At 72.1% G+C, this 19,059-nt stretch carries 18 protein-coding genes; 6 read left to right on the forward strand and 12 right to left on the reverse strand.

Annotated elements, in window-relative coordinates; genetic code table 11:
* Positions 1 to 2: 2 nt before the first annotated feature.
* Positions 3 to 974, forward strand: a complete 972-nt coding sequence (locus BJ999_RS36420; RefSeq protein WP_179839053.1) for an AAA family ATPase — start codon at positions 3 to 5, stop codon at positions 972 to 974.
* The gene (locus BJ999_RS36425; protein ID WP_179837456.1) at positions 974 to 2,266 is read left to right on the forward strand and encodes a DUF58 domain-containing protein; all 1,293 of its coding nucleotides are present in this window, start codon (positions 974 to 976) and stop codon (positions 2,264 to 2,266) included. The genes BJ999_RS36420 and BJ999_RS36425 overlap by 1 nt, the downstream gene beginning before the upstream one ends.
* A 245-nt stretch (positions 2,267 to 2,511) precedes the next feature.
* Here BJ999_RS36425 and BJ999_RS36430 read toward each other — a convergent pair whose 3' ends face one another.
* Complete coding sequence (locus BJ999_RS36430; RefSeq protein ID WP_179837457.1) at positions 2,512 to 3,507, reverse strand: stage II sporulation protein M; 996 nt, start codon at positions 3,505 to 3,507, stop codon at positions 2,512 to 2,514.
* 71 nt (positions 3,508 to 3,578) lie between these two features.
* Here BJ999_RS36430 and BJ999_RS36435 point away from each other — a divergent pair, with 71 nt between their 5' ends.
* Complete coding sequence (locus BJ999_RS36435; RefSeq protein ID WP_179837458.1) at positions 3,579 to 4,616, forward strand: RDD family protein; 1,038 nt, start codon at positions 3,579 to 3,581, stop codon at positions 4,614 to 4,616.
* Between the two features lie 63 nt (positions 4,617 to 4,679).
* Positions 4,680 to 6,089 carry a cellulase family glycosylhydrolase gene (locus tag BJ999_RS36440; RefSeq protein ID WP_179837459.1) on the forward strand — a complete coding sequence of 470 codons (1,410 nt, stop codon included), beginning with the start codon at positions 4,680 to 4,682 and terminating at the stop codon, positions 6,087 to 6,089.
* Here the strand turns inward: BJ999_RS36440 and BJ999_RS36445 are convergent.
* The 4 genes from BJ999_RS36445 to ahcY (BJ999_RS36460) form a co-directional block, all read right to left on the reverse strand.
* Positions 6,086 to 7,090 (reverse strand): LppU/SCO3897 family protein, encoded by a 1,005-nt coding sequence (locus BJ999_RS36445; RefSeq protein ID WP_179837460.1) that lies wholly within the window; start codon positions 7,088 to 7,090, stop codon positions 6,086 to 6,088. The genes BJ999_RS36440 and BJ999_RS36445 overlap by 4 nt on opposite strands.
* Positions 7,091 to 7,134: 44 nt before the next feature.
* Positions 7,135 to 7,710, reverse strand: coding sequence for a hypothetical protein (locus BJ999_RS36450; protein ID WP_179837461.1), 576 nt, complete (start codon positions 7,708 to 7,710; stop codon positions 7,135 to 7,137).
* Between the two features lie 3 nt (positions 7,711 to 7,713).
* Entirely contained in the window at positions 7,714 to 8,970 is a 1,257-nt protein-coding gene (gene ahcY, locus BJ999_RS36455; protein WP_179837462.1) for an adenosylhomocysteinase, read from the reverse strand.
* 312 nt (positions 8,971 to 9,282) lie between these two features.
* Entirely contained in the window at positions 9,283 to 10,713 is a 1,431-nt protein-coding gene (ahcY, locus tag BJ999_RS36460; protein ID WP_179837463.1) for an adenosylhomocysteinase, read from the reverse strand.
* A gap of 160 nt (positions 10,714 to 10,873) precedes the next feature.
* Here ahcY (BJ999_RS36460) and BJ999_RS36465 point away from each other — a divergent pair, with 160 nt between their 5' ends.
* On the forward strand, positions 10,874 to 11,227 hold the full coding sequence (locus tag BJ999_RS36465; RefSeq protein WP_179837464.1) for a MerR family transcriptional regulator: 354 nt from the start codon (positions 10,874 to 10,876) through the stop codon (positions 11,225 to 11,227).
* 203 nt (positions 11,228 to 11,430) lie between these two features.
* Here BJ999_RS36465 and BJ999_RS36470 read toward each other — a convergent pair whose 3' ends face one another.
* From BJ999_RS36470 to BJ999_RS36500, 7 genes are all read right to left on the reverse strand, one after another.
* Entirely contained in the window at positions 11,431 to 12,102 is a 672-nt protein-coding gene (locus tag BJ999_RS36470; RefSeq protein WP_179837465.1) for a response regulator, read from the reverse strand.
* A gap of 33 nt (positions 12,103 to 12,135) precedes the next feature.
* Positions 12,136 to 13,686, reverse strand: a complete 1,551-nt coding sequence (locus tag BJ999_RS43850; RefSeq protein WP_179837466.1) for a sensor histidine kinase — start codon at positions 13,684 to 13,686, stop codon at positions 12,136 to 12,138.
* Between the two features lie 397 nt (positions 13,687 to 14,083).
* On the reverse strand, positions 14,084 to 15,046 hold the full coding sequence (locus BJ999_RS36480) for a cation diffusion facilitator family transporter (protein WP_179837467.1): 963 nt from the start codon (positions 15,044 to 15,046) through the stop codon (positions 14,084 to 14,086).
* On the reverse strand, positions 15,047 to 16,186 hold the full coding sequence (locus tag BJ999_RS36485) for an SIS domain-containing protein (RefSeq protein WP_179837468.1): 1,140 nt from the start codon (positions 16,184 to 16,186) through the stop codon (positions 15,047 to 15,049).
* Positions 16,183 to 16,365: a Trm112 family protein gene (locus BJ999_RS36490; RefSeq protein WP_089315918.1), complete on the reverse strand. Its 183-nt coding sequence runs from the start codon at positions 16,363 to 16,365 to the stop codon at positions 16,183 to 16,185. The genes BJ999_RS36485 and BJ999_RS36490 overlap by 4 nt, the downstream gene beginning before the upstream one ends.
* 61 nt (positions 16,366 to 16,426) lie before the next feature.
* The gene (locus BJ999_RS36495; RefSeq protein WP_179837469.1) at positions 16,427 to 17,782 is read right to left on the reverse strand and encodes a phosphomannomutase/phosphoglucomutase; all 1,356 of its coding nucleotides are present in this window, start codon (positions 17,780 to 17,782) and stop codon (positions 16,427 to 16,429) included.
* A 121-nt stretch (positions 17,783 to 17,903) separates the two neighbouring features.
* Positions 17,904 to 18,284 carry a DUF3499 domain-containing protein gene (locus BJ999_RS36500; RefSeq protein WP_138644054.1) on the reverse strand — a complete coding sequence of 127 codons (381 nt, stop codon included), beginning with the start codon at positions 18,282 to 18,284 and terminating at the stop codon, positions 17,904 to 17,906.
* Between the two features lie 173 nt (positions 18,285 to 18,457).
* Here BJ999_RS36500 and BJ999_RS36505 point away from each other — a divergent pair, with 173 nt between their 5' ends.
* On the forward strand, positions 18,458 to 18,886 hold the full coding sequence (locus BJ999_RS36505) for a metallopeptidase family protein (RefSeq protein ID WP_229810003.1): 429 nt from the start codon (positions 18,458 to 18,460) through the stop codon (positions 18,884 to 18,886).
* Positions 18,887 to 19,059 lie beyond the last annotated feature (173 nt).

Below are 19,059 nucleotides of genomic sequence, written 5' to 3' on the forward strand. Positions count from 1 at the left end.
GCATGATCTCCGAGGAAGCCCGGCGCCAGGCCGAGACGGCCCGCGCGGCGCTCGCGGCCCTGCGCGGTGAGGTCGCCAAGACGGTCGTCGGCCAGGACTCCGTGGTGACCGGGCTGGTGATCGCCCTGCTCTGCCGCGGCCACGTGCTGCTGGAGGGCGTCCCCGGCACGGCCAAGACGCTGCTGATCAAGACGCTGTCGCGGGCCCTCGACCTGGACTTCAAGCGTGTCCAGTTCACCCCCGACCTGATGCCGGGCGACGTGACCGGCTCGCTGGTGTACGACAACCGGACGGCGGAGTTCGAGTTCCGCGAGGGTCCGGTCTTCACCAACCTCCTGCTCGCCGACGAGATCAACCGGACGCCTCCCAAGACGCAGGCCTCCCTCCTGGAGGCCATGGAGGAACGCCAGGTCTCGGTGGAGGGCACCGCGCGTCCTCTGCCCGACCCGTTCGTGGTGTGCGCCACGCAGAACCCGATCGAGTACGAGGGGACCTATCCCCTGCCCGAGGCCCAGCTCGACCGGTTCCTGGTCAAGCTGACGGTGCCCGTCCCCACACGGGACGAGGAGATCTCCATGCTCCAGCGGCACGCCTCCGGGTTCGACCCCCGCGACCTGTCCGAGGTGAAGCCGGTCGCCGGAGCGGCCGAGCTGGCCGCCGGGCAGGCCTCCGTCAGGACCGTGCACCTCGACGCCAAGGTCGCCGCCTACGTGGTGGACCTGTGCAGGGCCACCCGGCAGTCCCCGTCCCTCCAGCTCGGTGTGTCGCCGCGCGGCGCGACGGCGCTGCTGGCCACGTCCCGCGCCTGGGCGTGGCTGTCGGGCCGCGACTACGTCACGCCGGACGACGTGAAGGCGCTGGCCAGGCCCACCCTGCGGCACCGCGTCCAGCTGCGTCCCGAGGCGGAACTGGAGGGCGCGACCGCCGACGGCGTGCTGGAGGGCATCCTCGCCCACGTCCCCGCCCCGCGCTGATGGCGCTGACCGGGCGTCTCGGGCTGCTGGCCCTCCTCGGCGCGATCGTCCCGCTGTTCGCGCCGAGCTGGTGGACGCTCTTCGCGGTGTGGGGCGCCCTGCTGCTCGGCGTCGCCGCCGACCTCGCCCTGGCGGGGAACGTGCGGGCCCTGCGCTTCCACCGCGCCGGCGACACCAACGTGCGCCTCGGCGAGACGGCCCAGGTGTCGCTGATCGTGGAGAACCTCGGCCGGCGGCGCCTCAAGGCCCGGCTCCGGGACGTGTGGCCGCCCAGCGCGGGCGCCACGCCCCGCATGGTGAGGGTGGACGTACCCGCCGGGGAACGGCGCCGCGTCGAGATGACGTTGACGCCGACCCGCCGCGGCGACCGGAAGGCCGTCACCGTCGTCGTCCGCTCCGTGGGGCCGCTCGGACTGGCCGCGCGGCAGCTCTCGCGTCCCGCGCCCTGGAGCGTCCGGGCGCTGCCCGCGTTCCCGTCCCGCCGCCACCTGCCCGCCAAGCTCGCCCGGCTGCGAGAGCTCACGGGCGCGCACGTCGCGCTGATCCGCGGGCAGGGCACCGAGTTCGACTCCCTGCGCGAGTACGTGGACGGCGACGACGTCCGGTCCATCGACTGGCGCGCCACGGCGCGGCGCGGCGACGTGGTCGTGCGGACCTGGCGCCCCGAACGCGACCGCCGCATCTACCTCGTCCTCGACACCGGCCGCACGTCCGCGGGCCGCGTCGGCGACATCCCCCGGCTCGACTGCTCGATGGACGCGGCGCTCCTGCTCGGCGCCCTGGCTTCCCGCGCCGGCGACCGCGTCGACCTGCTCGCCTACGACCGCCGCGTCCGCGCCCGCGTGGAGGGCGCCTCCCGCACCGACCTGCTGCCCGCGATGGTGCACGCCCTCGCGCCGCTGGACCCCGAGCTGCTCGAATGCGACGCCGCCGGGATGGTGTCGACGCTGATGGCGCGCGTCCGGCAGCGGTGCCTCGTCGTGCTGCTCACCGATCTGAACACCGCCGCGATCGAGGAGGGGCTGCTGCCCCTGCTGCCGCGCCTCACCGCCCGGCACCTCGTCATGATCGCCGCGGTCTCGGATCCGCGGGTCGCGGAGATGGCGGAGGGCCGCGGCGACCTCGCGTCCGTCTACGACGCCGCCGCCGCCGAGCGCGCCCGAGCCGAACGCCGCCGCCTGACGGCCGAACTACGAGGCCACGGCGTAGAAGTGGTGGACGCCCCACCGTCGGCCATAGCCCCCGCCCTGGCCGACGCCTACCTGGCCCTGAAAGCCGCAGGAAGGCTGTAGAGCCCACCGCACGCACGCAGCAACCCCACGGCTGCGATCGCGTCCAAAGGCAGGTTCGAGACAGAGCCCCCAGCGCAACCACGCAACAACCTCAATGGTTGCGATCGCGTCCGAAGGCAGGTTCAAGCGAAGCGAGAACCTGATCGCGCAGCGAGCCGCAAGGCGAGTCGGAGCGATGCCAGCGATCGCCCGCGTTTCTCGACGATGGAGGGCCTTCAGGCCCGAAGGAGGAGAGAAGCGCAATATCAACCGGACACCGGCGCGAGATCCGGGTGGAGGTCGGAGTCGCCGGTTTCGCCCTGGCGGACGGCGCGGCGGCCCAGGACGATCACGTAGGCGAGGAAGGCGGCCTCGGCGATGACGCCGATGGTGATGCGCAGCCAGGTGATGTGGACCCAGCCGGTCACGAAGCCCTCGATGAGGCCGGACACGAGCAGCACCGCGATGAGGCCGAGGGCGATGCTGACGGCGGCGCGGCCCTCCTCGGCGAGGGCCTGGCCGCGGCGGCGCGGGCCCGGGTCGATGATCGTCCAGCCGAGCTTGAGGCCCCCGGCGCAGGCGAGGTAGACGGCGGTCAGCTCCAGCAGGCCGTGCGGGAGGATCAGGCCGAAGAACACCCCGCCCTTGCCGTAGGCGAACATCAGGCCGCCGCTGATCCCGAGGTTGACCTGGTTCAGCAGCAGGACGTAGACGGTCGGGATGCCGAGCAGGATCCCGAAGATGAGCGCGGTCGCCGACACCCAGGCGTTGTTGACCCACACCTGGAACGCGAACGAGGACGCGGAGTGCTCGGTGTAGTAGTTCGCGAAGTCGTGCTCGACGAGTTCGCGGATCTCGTCCGGCGTCCCGATGGTCGCCTGTACGTCGGGGCTGTGCACGACCCAGATCGCCAGGGCGAGCGACAACAGGTTGCCGAGAACGGCACTGCCGAGCCACCACCACCGCATCCGGTACGCGGCCGCCGGGAACGACACGGTCGCGAAGCGGGTGACGTCGCGCCAGAGCGGCGCCTGCGCGCCGCCCACCGCGGCCCTGCCGCGCGCCACCAGCGACGACAGCCGCCCCACGAGCTGCGGGTCGGGCGAGCTGGAGCGGACGACCGACAGGTGCGTCGCCGTGCGCTGGTAGAGGTCGACCAGTTCGTCGGCTTCCGCGCCGGTCAGCCTGCGGCTGCGGTTGATGAGCCGTTCGAGGCGCAGCCATTCGGCGTTGTGCGCGGCCACGTAGGCGTCGACGTCCACCCGGCGAGACTAACGCCTCGGCCCGCCGAACCGGCACAATGGTCAATCCGCCCGCGTTGGAGGGACAGGACATGGCCGATCTCGTCACCGGCGAGGCCGTCGCGCTCGACATCCGGGTCGCGCGACTGGCCAGCCGGGCCTGCGCCATCCTCCTCGACCTGCTCTTCCAGATGGTGCTGCTGAACATCGTCGTCTACGTCACGGCGATGACCTCGCTGGTGGCCGACGACGCCTGGACGGTCGGGCTGACGCTCCTCGCCGTCGTGGCGGTGATCGTCGGGTATCCCTGCGCTTTCGAGACGCTGTCGCGGGGGCGGACGCTGGGCAAGATGGCCGTCGGGCTCCGCGTCGTCGGCGACGACGGCGGGCCGGTCCGGTTCCGGCAGGCGCTGGTGCGGGCGCTCGCCGGGTTCGTCGAGTTCTGGATGTTCTACGGCTCGCCCGCGCTGATCACGTCGTTCTGCAACCGGCGCGGCAAGCGGCTCGGCGACCTGTTCGCCGGGACGATCGTCATCCAGGAGCGGGTGCCCGCGTCCGCGCTGCTGGGTCCCGTCGCGGTGATGCCGCCGCAGCTCGCCTGGTGGGCGCGGAACCTGGAGCTGTCCATGCTGTCGGACGAGCTGGCGATGACGGCCCGGCAGTACCTGTCGCGGTTCTGGGAGCTGCTGCCGGAAGTCCGCGACTCGCTGGGGCAGCGGATCGCCTCGCAGGTCGTCGTGGTGGTGAGCCCGCCACCGCCGCCGGGGGTTCGGCCCGAGATCCTGCTGTCGGCCGTCCTCGCCGAGCGCCGCCACCGCGAGGAGCTGCGGCTCGCCGAGCGCCGGGCGCGCCGGATGCGCCGGTTGGGCCTTCCCGCCTGGGGCCCCGCCCCCGTGCCCGTCCCGGCGATGGCGATGGCGGGGCCCGCGCCGTACGGCCCGCCGCGGCAGGGGCCGCCCGCTCCGCCGCCGTTCAGCGCTCCCCAGCCCGGCCGGCCGCGGTTCCTTCCGCCGAACGACTACGGCGCCGGGCCGTACCAGAACGTGCTGAACGCCCCCCGGCCGCCCGCGCCGTATCCGGCGGGGCCCGCCGGCGGTCCGCCGCCGCAGCGCCCGCATCCGGGCTACTGACAAGATTGTCAATAGCAGCCGGAACTCCTAGAATCCGAAGAAATTTCAGGTTCAGGAGGCGGCATGCGCGTCCGTACTGCCCTCGGCGGGGTCGTCCTCGCGGCGCTCACCCTGACCCCGCCGGCCTCGGCCACGGCGCCCGCACACGCGGAGACCGCGCCGCTGCCCGCCATCACCGACGACCAGGGCAGGACCCTCCTCCTGCACGGCCTCAACACCGCGGGCAGCGCCAAGGGTCCGGCCGGGTTGCCCTGGGTGAAGCGGGAGGACGTCGTCCGGGAGGCTCGGGATCTGGGCACGAACTCCGTCCGGTACCTGGTCCAGTGGAAGAACGTGGAGCCGGAGCCCGGTCGCTACGACGACGCCTATCTGGACGACGTCGCCGAGCGTGTCGCCTGGTACGGCGAGCAGGGCATGCACGTCATCCTCGACATGCACCAGGACATCTACGGTCCGGCCGCGTGCGAGGGTTCCGGTAACGGCGCCCCGGCTTGGGCCACTTTCACCGACGGACTGCCCTGCACACCGCAGGACCCATGGGTGCTGACGTACCTCCAGCCCGCCATCCTGCGCGCCTACGACAACTTCTGGAACAACACCGGCAAGCACCCGGAACTGGTGCGGCGCTACACCGCGATGTGGCAGCACGTAGCGCAACGCTTCTCCCGCGTCCCTGCCGTACTGGGCTACGACCTCATCAACGAACCTTTCGGCGGGACGCGCCAGTTCGGCTTCTTCGAAGGCCCGATCCTGACGCCCTTCTACCAGGGCGTCGTCAACGCGATCCGCGAGGTGGACGGCGACAACTGGGTGTTCGTCGAACCGCAGGCGCTCGGCCCGAACGAGGGCGCGGAAACCTCCCTGGGTGCTGTCTGGGACCCGCGCCCCGGTGGGCCCCGGATCGTCCTTGCGCCGCACTTCTATCCGGGTGGGGTCGACCTGGGCGGCTCCTACGACGGCGTGGCGAAGATGCTCGTCCAAGCGCAGTTCACGCTCTGGAAGCGGAACATGCCCGCCGCCGCACGGCGCATGAACGCGCCGATGTGGCTGGGCGAGGTCGGCGGCATGGGGCAGAACGCTCCGGGCGCCGCCGACTTCACCGGCGACTGGCTCTCCATGGCGGACGAACTCGGCATCGGCTGGGCGTACTGGTCGAACGACCCGGGCTCATCCGGAGTCACCGACGGCAAGGGCGAGCCGACCCTCTTCGCGAAACTGCTCGCCCGGCCCTACCCGTGGGCGGTCGCCGGCACGCTCACGAACGTCGCCCACGCGTCGGGCACGCTCACGGTGACCTGGCGCAACAAGGCCGGCGTGGCGGGCCCCACGGAGATCTGGTTCCCGTCCACCCCGAAGGTCACCTCGACCGACCCGGACGGGACGTGGCGGACGACCTGGGACGCGACGCGCCACGTCCTGTCGGTGTGGGCCGACCCCGGTAGGCCGTCCCACACCCTCACGGTGAGGCCCTAGCCCGGGAGCGAGCGAAGCTTCTCGGTCAGCGTCGGGCGCAGCTTCTTCAGGCACAGCACCGGCCGGAAGGAGCCTTCGCTCGTCATGTAGTCGGTGGCCTCGGCCGGGCACTCCTTCGTTGTGGCCACCCTGCCGACGACCTTCGCTATGGCGTCGCTGGACTCGCACTGGGCCTTGTCGAGATCACCGACGTTGAACGACGGATCCTCGATGCAGTCGCCCGGGGACAGCACGCCGCCGCCCGCGCCCAGGCACAGCACCGGGTCCGCCACGTTCCCGCCGCCGAAGGACCTCATCTTCATGGTCTCCAGCGTCTTGGCCGGGCACGCGCTCTCCGCGCCGACGCGCGCGATCAGCTTGCCGTACCAGTCCGGCTCGGAGCACGGCTGCTCCTTGCCGAAGCCGATGGAGCCGCTGCTCACGCAGTCGCCCGCCGAGAGGAACGCCCCGCCCGCGCCGGGGTCGCCCGGGTGGGAGCCCTTGAGGTTGCGCACGCACGCCTCGTAGTAGGTCTTGTCCTCCTTCTCGGCGCGGACGTTCGTGAAGCCGTCCGTGCCGCTCGGGCAGTCGGGCTCGGCACGCGAGCCGAACTGGAAGGCCGACGCCTCCTTCTTGCCGACGACCTTCACCACCTTGGCCTTCGCCTCGGCGTCGTCGCAGCTCACCCGGAGGCTCGGCGGGATCCTCTTGCCGTCGTCCATCCCGAACCCGGTGTCCACGCACTGCTCGGCCTTCACCGGGCCGGTCGGCGCGCCCGTCCCGTGGAGCGCCAGGAAGGCCACGCCCGCCAGCACGACCACGCCCGCGACCGCCACGGCCGCCCACACGATCGGCGAGGGTCGCTTCACCGGCGGCGGGCCCTGCGGCCCGGCGGGCTGAAACGGACCGGGCATCGGCGGGCCGGACATCGGCGGGCCGCTCATCGGCGGCCGCCCCTGGCCGTGTCCCTGCGCCTGCCCCTGCCCCTCCGGCACCTGCCCGTACACCGCCACAACCCCCATACCTGATCTTGTCGGACGAGTACGAGAAGATACCGCATGCCTGGTCAGGGCAGGTTCGGCGGGGACTCCAGGGCGGTGAGCTCGATCCCGGGCGCGGCCAGCACGACGTCCCCGGCCCTGTGCACCGACTCGACCTCGCCCGTGGACAGATCGGTGACCTCGTACTCCGAGACGGACAGCGGCCCGGTCTCCGTCTCGTGGACGGACGTCCCCGCCAGCCGCCAGCGCCACAGGGCCGTCAGCGCCGACAGCGACGTCCCGCTCAACCGGACGAGGCGGACATCGGTCTGCGCGCCCTCGTCCAGTTCCAGGGAACGGGCGACGGCGACGAGGAACCCCGGTGAGTCGTGAAGGAAGCCCGACGCCCGCTCGCTGTGCTCGGTGCCCGTCTCCCCGGCCGCGCGCACCCAGGCCAGCGCGCGGCCGGTCACGCCGCCGCGCACCCACCAGCCGGGCGTGACGACCTCGACGCGGATCTGGCGCCAGCGCGCGTCCACGACGAGGTCCACGCGGACGCCGTCGGAGCGCGCGGAGGTGTACCGCCACCCGGCGGGCCCGGGCGCGCACTGGAAGTGCTCCTCAAGCCCCCCGTCGAGATGCAGGTACGTCCCGGCCGGCACGGCTCAGGATCCGATGCGCCAGGAGTGCAGATAGTCCTCCTGGTCCGGGGTCAGCAGGTCGATGGAGACCGACATCGAGTCCAGCTTGAGCCGTGCCACCTCCGTGTCGATCTCCTTCGGCACGTCGTGGACGGCCGGGGACAGCGACGCGTGGGCCGAGGCGAGCCACGCGCACGTGAGGGCCTGGTCGGCGAACGACATGTCCATCACGGCCGCCGGATGCCCCTCCGCGGCTGCCAGATTGACGAGACGGCCCTCCGCCAGCAGCACCAGGCGCCGCCCGTCGGCCAGCACGTACTCGTCCGTCTGCGGCCGGATCCCGTGGTGCACCTCCACGGCCATGTCGCTGAGGGCCCGCACGTCGATCTCGACGTCGAAGTGCCCGGAGTTCGCGAGGATGGCCCCGTCCTTCATCACGGCGAGGTGGTCGGCGTTCACGACGTCGCGGTTCCCGGTGACCGTGATGAAGACGTCGCCCTCCACGGCGGCCTCGGCCATGGGCAGGACGGCGAAGCCCTGCATCGTCGCGTCCAGCGCCTTCACCGGGTCGATCTCGGTGACGACGACGCGCGCGCCGAGGCCGCGCGCCCGCTCTGCCAGGCCGCGCCCGCAGTAGCCGAAGCCCGCGATGACCACGGTCTTGCCGGCCAGCAGCGTGTTCGTCGCGCGCACGATCCCGTCGAGCGTCGACTGGCCCGTCCCGTACCGGTTGTCGAACATGTGCTTGGTGTCGGTGTCGTTCACCGCGACCACGGGGAACCTCAGCGCGCCCTCCCGGGCCATCTGGTGCAGCCGGATGACGCCCGTCGTCGTCTGCTCGCACCCCGCCTTCACGGTGCCGAGCAGATCCGTCCGGTCGGTGTGCAGGGTGTTGACCAGGTCGCACCCGTCGTCCAGGACGAAGTCGGGCTCGGTCTCCAGTGCCTGGTGGATGTGCGCGTAGTACCCCTCGCGGTCGGTGCCCGCGCGCGCGAACACCTCGGCCCCGTACTCCTCCACCAGCGCCGCGGCGGTGTCGTCCTGCGTGGACAGCGGATTGGAGGCCGCCAGCGCCACGCTCGCACCTCCCGCCTGGAGGGTGCGGATGAGCCCGGCGGTCTCGGTCGTGATGTGCATGCACGCCGCGACCTTCAACCCGTCCAGCGGCCGCTCGGCGGCGAACCGCTCCCGGATCTGCCGCAGCACCGGCATGCTCCGATCCGCCCACTCGATCCGCTTGACGCCCTCATACGCCAACGACCGATCCGCGATATCGCTCATCACCACACCCTCACGAAGTAGCTGCCGGACGGGGGGACCCCCGCCCGGCAGCCGCAAGACAAGCCCACTCCCCCAGCCCAACCGTCAACCAAAACGGAACGATGCCAGCGATCGCCACAAAGCAGCGACCTCAGCCATCGCAGCAACCCCGCGACAACCCGAGTGGCCGCGATCGCGTCCGAAGGCAGATTCGAGCGAAGCAAGAATCTGATCGCGCAGCGAGCCGCCAAGGCGAGCCGGAGCGATGCCAGCGATCGCCGCTTTTATCGACGATGGAGGGCCGCCAAGGCCCGAAGGAGGAGAAAAAAGCAATCAGTACCTGTAGTGGTCGGGCTTGTAGGGGCCCTCGACGTGGACGCCGATGTAGGACGCCTGCTCCTTGGTGAGCTCGGTGAGCTTGACGCCGAGGGCGTCGAGGTGGAGGCGGGCGACCTTCTCGTCCAGGTGCTTGGGCAGGACGTAGACGCCGATCGGGTACTCGTCGGTCTTGGTGAACAGCTCGATCTGCGCGATGACCTGGTTCGTGAAGGAGTTGGACATCACGAACGACGGGTGGCCGGTGGCGCAGCCGAGGTTCATCAGGCGGCCCTCGGCGAGGACGAGGATGGAGTGGCCGTCGGCGAAGCGCCACTCGTGCACCTGCGGCTTGATCTCGATCTTCTCGATGCCCGGCGTCCTGGCGAGGCCGGCCATGTCGATCTCGTTGTCGAAGTGCCCGATGTTGGACACGATCGCCTGGTGCTTCATCCGGCCCATGTGCTCGGCCGTGATGATGTTGAAGTTGCCGGTGGTGGTGACGAAGATGTCGGCGCGGTCGACGACGTCGTCCAGGGTGGTGACCTGGAAGCCGTCCATCGCGGCCTGGAGCGCGCAGATGGGGTCGATCTCGGTGACGATGACGCGGGCGCCCTGGCCGCGCAGCGCGTCGGCGCAGCCCTTGCCCACGTCGCCGTAGCCGCAGACGACGGCGACCTTGCCGCCGATGAGCACGTCGGTGGCGCGGTTGAGGCCGTCGATGACCGAGTGGCGGCAGCCGTACTTGTTGTCGAACTTCGACTTGGTGACCGAGTCGTTGACGTTGATCGCCGGGAAGGCGAGGGTGCCGGCCTTCGCCATCTCGTAGAGGCGGTGGACGCCGGTGGTGGTCTCCTCGGTGACGCCCTTGATCGCGGCGGCGGCCTCGGTCCAGCGGCCGGGCTTGTCGGCGATGGTGCGGCGCAGGGTGTCGAGGATGATGCCCCACTCCTCGGGGTCGTCCTCGGTGGCGGTCGGCACGGCGCCCGCCTTCTCGTACTCGGCGCCCTTGTGGACGAGGAGCGTCGCGTCGCCGCCGTCGTCCAGGATCATGTTGGGGCCGGTGCCGTCCGGCCACTGCAGGGCCTGGTCGGTGCACCACCAGTACTCTTCGAGCGTCTCGCCCTTCCACGCGAACACCGGGACGCCCTTCGGGTCGTCGACGGTGCCCTCCTTGCCGACGACGATGGCGGCGGCAGCGTGGTCCTGGGTGGAGAAGATGTTGCAGGACACCCAGCGGACGTCGGCGCCGAGCTCGACCAGCGTCTCGATCAGCACGGCCGTCTGGATCGTCATGTGCAGCGAGCCCATGATCTTGGCGCCGCGCAGCGGCTTGGCGGCGGAGTACTCCTCGCGCACCGCCATCAGGCCCGGCATCTCGTGCTCGGCGAGCCGGATCTCCCGGCGCCCGAAGTCGGCCAGCGACAGGTCGGCGACCTTGTAGTCCATGCTTTCGTTGCTCCCTTGGTCATGTGCGCGCCGTCGGGTACGCGAGGGTCGTGACGGGCGAGTGCACGGCCGCGTCAACGGGGGCGAGTCTACGGGCGGTGCGCGTCCCAAGGCACGGTCGGGGACGACTTCCTGACACTAATTTGTCAGAATTGCCGCCATGCGTATCACGGAGGCCGCCCGGCGGCTCGGCACCTCGCCCCGGATGCTCCGCTACCGCGAGGCCCTCGGGCTGCTGCCCGTCACCCGCGAAGCCGCCCTCACCAGGCGGGGAGGCGGCCATCGCCGTTTCGGGGACGCCGAACTGCGCGCCGTCGCGCTGGCCCTGGCTCTGGAGAAGCGCTACGACATCGGCCCCGCCGAACTGGCCTTCGGCCTGCGGGTCCTTGCCGAACCCCAGGTCCAGGCCCACGTGCGCGAACTGGGCGAGCGCATAGGCCGCCTCTCCGCCCCGCCCACCCGAGCCCTGGACTTCGAAAAGGAGAAGGCCATGCGCCTCCTGCGCCGCCGCTGAGCTATGGCAGTGCCCCTCCTCCTTCGGGCCCGGAAGGCCCTCCATCGTCGGGCACCGCGGCGATCGCTGGCATCGCTCCGGCTCGCCTTGCGGCTCGCTGCGCGATCAGATTCTTGCTTCGCTCGAATCTGCCTTCGGACGCGATCGCCACCCTTGAGGTCGTTGCGGGGTTGCTGTGGCGGCTGAGGCTGGGGGGTGGAGAGTCAGCTTCCGCTCTCTCCCGGGACCACTACGCCGGATTCGTAGGCGAGCATGACCGCTTGGGCGCGGTCGCGGAGGCCTAGCTTGGTGAAGACGCGTGCCACGTGCGTCTTCACCGTGTGCTCGCTGACGAAGAGGCGCTGCGCGATCTCGCCGTTGGACAGCCCGCCCGCGATCAGGACGAGCACCTCGGTCTCGCGGGCGGTCAGCGTCGACAGCTCCGACGGCGCCTGCGGTCGGTTGCGCCGCTGCTTGGTGAACTCGCGGATCAGCCGTCCCGTGACCTGCGGGGCCAGCAGGGAGTCGCCGCGCGCCACCACCCGGACCGCCGACACCAGCTCGTCCGCGGTCGCGTCCTTCAGCAGGAAGCCGCTGGCGCCGACGGCGAGCGCCTCGTAGACGTACTCGTCCACGTCGAACGTGGTGAGGACCAGCACCCGGACGTTCTCCGAGCCGGGCAGCGCGAGGATGCGGCGGGTGGCCTCGATGCCGTCCATGCCGGGCATCCGGATGTCCATCACGACCACGTCGGGACGGCGGTGCTCGGCGAGCGCGACGGCCTCGCGGCCGTCGCCGGCCTCGCCGATCACGGTGATGTCGTCCTGGGCGGCGAGCAGGGCGGCGAACCCGGCCCGCACGATCGTCTGGTCGTCGACGATCAGCACGTTGATCACAGCGGCCGCCCGGGAGGCGGGGGGACGGCGGGGTCAGGGGCGGCCGGGCGGCGCCTGCGAACCGTTTCCACGGATGGGATTCCCCTCACTCGTCACCGGAAGCTCGGCCTCCACCAGGAACCCGCCCTGGGTGGCCGGGCCGGCGGAGAACCGCCCGCCCAGCATGGTCGCACGTTCCCGCATCCCCACGAGGCCGTGCCCGCCACCCGAGCCGGACGTCTCCAGCCGCGTGCGCCCGGCGTCGGCCGGGGCCGGGGCCGCGGTGTTCGGTCCACCTGTACGGGAACCGGGATCCCGCGGGTTCAGGACCTGGGTGGCCGCGGAGGCGCCGTTGTCCTGGACGCGGACCGCGAGCCGGTCGGGCAGGAACGTCAGGTCGACGCGGACGCCCGCCCCGGGCGCGTGCCGCCGCGCGTTGGTCAGCGCCTCCTGGACGATCCGGTACGCCGACAGCTCCACCGTCGTGGACAGGGCGCGCGGGTCGCCGTGCACGGCGAGGTCGACGTGGCCTCCGGCGCCGCGGTGCTGCTCGATCAGGTCGGGCAGCCGGTCCAGGCGGGGCTGCGGCGAGTTCGCCGCCTCCGGTTCGGGTGTGGCGTCGGCGCGCAGCACGCTGAGCAGCCGCCGCATCTCCACCAGCGCGTCCCGGGCCGTCTTGGCGATCTCGGTGTAGCCGGCGCGGGCCTCGGGCGAGAGGTTCTCCATCGTGTACGGGGCCGTCTCCGCCTGCACGGCGATCATGGAGACGGAGTGCGCGACGACGTCGTGCAGCTCCCGCGCGATGCGGGCGCGCTCCCGCATGACGGCCTGCTCCCGCTGGACGGCGGTGAGCCGGGTGAGGGTCTCGTTGGTGCGCTCGGCGGCCTCGGCCTCCGTCCGGCCGGCGGACTCCACGACGCGCCGCGCGTCCCCGAGCCCGATGGCGGCGAGGACGGCGACGATCGGCGCGGGCCAGGGGATGTCGTCGAGCGTGCCGGTCGCGAGGTAGACGACCCCGAGGGCGGCCACGCTGCCGACCGCGAGCACCCCGGTGGACTGGCGGGGCAGCCTCCGTCCCAGCGCGTACAGCGTGTAGAGGGCCGCGAAGCTGGTCGTGACCAGGAGCAGCTGCCCGGTGAGGAGGCTCGCCGCGACCGCGCTGAGCACGACCGCCGCGACGGCGCGCAGATTCTCCCGGCGCCACACGAGCGGGAGCGTCGCCGCGACCGCGAACCCGCCCGCCAGGCTGATCGGGGAGTCGACGCGCGGCGCCAGCTCCGCCAGCGCCGCGATCGTCAGGGCGAACCCGGTCAGCGGCGCGAAGTACCAGGCGCCGACGACCTCCCGCCACGTGTTGAGCCAGCGGGGCAGCGGCGCCGTCTGCCCTGGCGGGACCCCGGGGCCGCGTCCCGCTCCGCCGTTCAGCCGCGCGCCGAGCCTGACCGCGAGCGGGCGCAGGAGCGTCCCGATGCCGGTGAGGATCCACAGCAGCAGTTGCCCGACCCCCGCCACGATCCGGCCGGACAGCCGCCACGCGTGGTGCGCGACGGCTGGGCCGAACCCCGCGGGGTCGGGTCCGGTCCGAGCCTTGTCATCGGTGGTCACCCCTCCATACTGACCGCTGAGGCGGGCGACGGCCTCACCGCGCGGGTGTATGCAGATCGCCGGGGTCCGCCTGGAGTACCACCCGCGTTCCCTCCTTGAGGGGGACGTGCGGACGAGAGCCGCGAACGTAGTGTCTTAACCGTGACCGCGACGGTGGCCATCGCCGACGTAGGGGGTTCGGCGGGGGCCGCCGCGGTCACACCAGAACCGCCCGGTTTCAGGGGTCCGGGCGGGGAGGCATGGGAAAGCACCTCGCCGGACGGCCGCGGCTCGCCTCTTCGGAGGCACTCGCCGGTCTCGCCTGGGCTGGGGTTCGGTCGGCGCCTGCGGCGGCCGCCCGGCGAGGGGTCCCATGTCCCGGCGCGGCCCGTGGGACGGGCCGCGCGGAATGTCCCGGTCAGGACGACGTGGGGGTCTCCGGCCGCTGCGCGTCCACGGCGTGCGTGCGGGACGCCTCGGACAGCGCCGGCTCCAGGTAGATGAGCTTCGCCTCCGGGATCTGCGCCCGGACCCTCGCCTCCGCCGCGTCGATCCCGCGCGCCACGTCGGCGGCCGTGTCGTCGTGGTTGACAGCGATCTTCGCGGCGATGAGCAGCTCGTCCGGGCCCATGTACTCGGTCCTGATGTGGATGAGGTGGTCGACCTCGTCCACCGACTCCAGCGCCTCGATGATCCGCCGCTCGGTCTGCGGGTCGACGCCCTCGCCGATCAGCAGGCTCTTGGTCTCGATCGCCAGGATCGTCGCGACCGCGCCGAGCAGCAGCCCGATCGCCACGGTGCCGACGCCGTCCCAGATGCCGTCGCCGGTGACCACCGCCATGGAGACGCCGAACAGGGCGAGGAACAGGCCGACGAGGGCGGCGAGGTCCTCCAGCAGGACCACCGGAAGTTCGGGGGCCTTCGCGCGGCGGATGAACGCCCACCACGACTGCTCGCCGCGGACCTCGTTCGACTCCTTGATCGCCGTGCGGAAGGAGAACGTCTCCAGGCCGATCGCGATGATCAGCACCGCGAACGCCCAGACCGGGGACTTGACCTCCTCCGGGTGGGAGATCTTGTGGTAGCCCTCGTAGAGGGAGAACGCCGCGCCGACGGTGAACAGGACGACCGCGACGACGAACGCGTAGAAGTAGCGTTCGCGCCCGTACCCGAAGGGGTGCTGGGGCGTCCGGTCGCGTTCGGACCGCTTGCGGCCGAGCAGCAGCAGCCCCTGGTTCCCGGAGTCGGCCACCGAGTGGATGGACTCGGCCAGCATCGACGACGAACCGGTGAACGCGAACGCGACGGCCTTCGACGCCGCGATCCCGAGGTTGGCGGCCAACGCGGCGACGATGGCCTTCGTTCCACCCTCAGCACTCATCTACGCAATCCTCGCTCTGAACTCTTTGACGGCAGGCTCGGACGCAGGATCCACGCCGAGCGCGATAGCCAAGTAAACCGTGACATAGTCGACCAACGCGATCAGCGACGCGATTCTCTCCAGCGGATGGTCGCCCTCCGCCCGCATCTCGGTGAGCGCCACGCCCCGGGCGCGGGCCAGCGCGGCGGACGCCTCGGCCCATGTGCGCGCCTGCGGATCCTCCACCGCGTCCCGCAGGGTGACCAGGTGCAGGCCGTGCTCCGGTTCGTCCGACCGGTCGCGGAAGAAGTCGTCCGGGTCGGCAGGGGCGCCGGCCCGCGCGAAGAAGCCGTCGAACACCGCGACCTGGTTCTGGCCGGCCTCCGGGAGCTCCCCGAAGACCGCCGGGTACTTGGCGTTCTCGTTGAGCTGGCAGCACATCCGGTACGCCGCCGCGACGGAGACGTCGGAGGTGCCCCACACCAGCGGCACGTCGCCCGCCAGGTCGAGCGCGATGCGCTTGGCCGGGTTGACGAACGGCTCGCTGGACGGACGGCACCGGTGCGCGACGTCCTCCAGCAGCACCGCGGTGGACTCCAGCACGGCGTCGGGGACGTCCGCCAGCCGCAGCGCCCGCGCGGCCAGGAGCAGGGGGACCGTCAGGCCCCACAGGGTGGAGCGCGGCCGCCCGGCGGACCGGACGGGCACGAAGACGCCGCGGCTCCTGCCGGCCAGGTCCGCCAGCGGCGAGTCCTCCCCGCCGACGGCCAGCAGGTGGCAGCCGCGCCGGGCGGCCTCGGCGGCGACCTCCAGCGTCTGCTCGGCGGCTCCCGAGGACGAGACCGCGATGACCAGGTCGGCCGCGCCCACCCAGCCGGGCAGCCGGTGGCCGCGCACCGTCGAGATCGGGACGGCGCAGCCCGTGCCGCACACCGCCGCGAGCACGTCGCCCGGGACGGCGCAGGAGCCGGTGCCGGCGACCACGACCGCACGGGGGCGGCCGTCCCCGGCCAGCCCGGAGACGCCGGCCTCCGCAGCGGCGCGCCGCGCCTCCCGCACCTGGGCGGCCGACGAGGCGACCTGCCGGAGCATCCCGCCGGGATCCGCCGCCTCGGCCGCCTCCGCGCTCTCCAGCCGCGAGGGGTCGAGGGACACGCTCACGGGGCGGGGGTCCTGGCCTCGTCCACGAGGAGGACGGGGATGTCGTCGCGCACCGGGTAGGCGTAGCCGCAGGAGCCGGTGCACACGAGCTCGTCGGCCTCCTCGTCGGCGCGCAGGTCGCCGCCGCAGTTGGGGCAGGCCAGGATCTCCAGCAGCCAGGAGTCCAGCTTCATCGTCATGGCAGCGTCACATCTCCCTTGCAGTCACTTTCCCGGACCCGGTCACTTCTCCCTGACGCGGTCACTTCTCCCTGACCAGGGCCAGGACCTCGTCGCGGATCGCCGCCATGGTGTCCTCGTCGCCGGCCTCGGCGTTCAGGCGCAGCAGCGGTTCGGTGTTGGACGGCCGCAGGTTGAACCACCATCCCGCGGCGTCGTCGCGCACGGTCAGCCCGTCCAGCTCGTCGACCTCGACGCCGGGCCGGCCGGCGAAGGCGTCCTCGACCTTCGCGGCGGCCGCGGCCTGGTCGTCGACCTCGCTGTTGATCTCACCGGACGCGACGTAGCGGGTGTACTCGCCGAGCAGCTCCGACAGCGGCCCGTCCTGCTGACCGAGGGCGGCGAGGACGTGCATCGCCGCCAGCATGCCGGAGTCGGCGAACCAGAAGTCGCGGAAGTAGAAGTGCGCCGAGTGCTCGCCGCCGAACACCGCGCCGGTCTCGGCCATCGTCTGCTTGATGAAGGAGTGCCCGACCCGCGTGCGGACGGGCGTCCCGCCGTGCTCGGAGATGATCTCCGGGACGGCCTTCGAGGTGATCAGGTTGTGCACGATCGAGGAGCCCGGGTGCTTGGCCAGTTCCCGGGTCGCCACCAGCGCCGTGATCGCGGACGGGGAGACGATCTCGCCGCGCTCGTCCACCACGAAGCAGCGGTCGGCGTCGCCGTCGAAGGCGAGGCCGATGTCGGCGCCGGTCTCGCGGACCTTGGCCTGCAGGTCGCGCAGGTTCTCCGGCTCGATCGGGTTGGCCTCGTGGTTGGGGAAGGTGCCGTCCAGCTCGAAGTACAGCGGGACCAGGTCGATCGGAAGGCCCTCGAACACCGGGGGGACGGTGTGGCCGCCCATGCCGTTGCCCGCGTCCACGACGACCTTGAGCGGGCGGATGGACGACAGGTCGACCAGCGTCTTGAGGTGGTCGGCGTAGCCCTTCAGGATGTCGCGCCGCGTCACCGTGCCGGGCTCGCCGTCGTAGGCGGGGACGCCGTTCTCGATCATCTCGCGGATCTCGCCGAGGCCGGTGTCGCGGCCGACCGGCCGGGCGCCGGCGCGGCACAGCTTCAGCCCGTTGTACCGGGCCGGGTTGTGGCTGGCGGTGAACATGGCGCCGGGCAGGTCGAGGCTGCCGCTGGCGTAGTAGAGCATGTCCGTGGAGCCGAGCCCGGCCTCGATGACGTCCGCGCCCTGGGACGTGGCGCCGCGCGCGAACGCCTCGGCCAGCGGGACCGACGACTCCCGCATGTCGTGGGCGGTGACGACCGCGCTCGCCCCGGTGACGCGGACGAACGCCGCGCCGGTCGCCTCGGCGGTCGCGGGGTCGAGCTCGTCCGGCACCACGCCGCGGATGTCGTACGCCTTGAAGATCTTGGCGAGGTCGCCCACTCCTGCTCCCTGTCCGAAGAACCGTGCGCGGAAAACGGCAGGCTCACGAGCCTACCGGGAAGGGCGGGCGCGACCCGCCGCGACGTCGGACCGGGGATCGGGACGGGGCGGGGCCCCGCGTTCACTCCTGGCCGGGCTGCGTTCCGGCGGGCTCGGAGCGGAGCACGCGCAGGTGCCCCCGGCGGCCGACCTCGGTGCCCTGGCCGACCGGCTCGTGGCCGGTTCCGGGGGCGGGCCTGGCGGCCTCGCGGACCGCGTCGGCGAGGGCCTCCAGGTCGTCGGCGCTGGGCTCGGACTCCTCCTCGACGGGGAGCCGCACCAGCTCCCACCCCATGGGGGCGGTGAGCCGTTCGGAATGCTCGGCGCACAGGTCGTAGCAGTGCGGCTCGGCGTACGTTGCGAGCGGCCCCAGGACCGCGGTGGAGTCGCGGTAGACGTACGTGAGCGTGAACACTGCGGGCGCCTTGCAGGCGGTGCGGGAGCAAGTGCGGACGGGGCTCACGATGGCTGACCGTACCTCCCCCCACCCGGCTCCGCCACCACCCCGGCGCACGTGTCGCCGTTACCGGGCGATTTCCTTGGTAACAACTACATTCCGTAATGACCTTGTGCACGGACCGTTCCGGGCGGTGCCTTGTGTGGGGGCCGCCGTGCGAGCGGAGGTACTCTTGTGGCGTGCGATCCCGTGTGGCAGGCGTACGGCGCCGCGACCGGCACGGTCGTGGCCTCCGTGGTCCTCTGACGCCCCCGCAGGCGCCGGTCTCACGTACCCGCGCGGAACGGTTCGCCGACCTCGTCGAGGACGAGGTCCGGCGGCTCGGTACGCGCTGGAGCCGCGAACTGGCCCGCGTGGAGTTCGCGGTCGAGGAGGTGCCGGGAGTCGAGCCGCTGTTCGACGGGCCCGTCCCGCTCGGCCAGACCCTCCCCGGCGACGGAGGCCGGCCGGTGCGCATCGTCGTCTACCGCCGCCCCGTCGAGGCCCGCGCCGCCGGCGAGGCCGAACTCTCCCAGATGATCCGCGACCTGCTCGTCGAAGAGGTCGCCGACCTGCTCGGCCTCTCCCCCGAGTCCGTCGACCCCAGCTACGACACTCCCGACGACTGACTGCGTTTCAAAGTCCCGGCCCACTTCGCTCGCCTGGCGGCTCGCTACGTGACCGGACCTGGGCGAACGCGGCATCGCTTCGCGATCAGCCCGGTTTCGCTCGCCTCCGGCTTCGCTGCACCGGGCAGGTCACGCGTTCGCGCGCGTGCCCGAGGCCACTTCGAGACAGGCCC

It is taken from the genome of Actinomadura citrea, assembly GCF_013409045.1.
In the GTDB taxonomy this organism is placed as follows: domain Bacteria; phylum Actinomycetota; class Actinomycetes; order Streptosporangiales; family Streptosporangiaceae; genus Spirillospora; species Spirillospora citrea.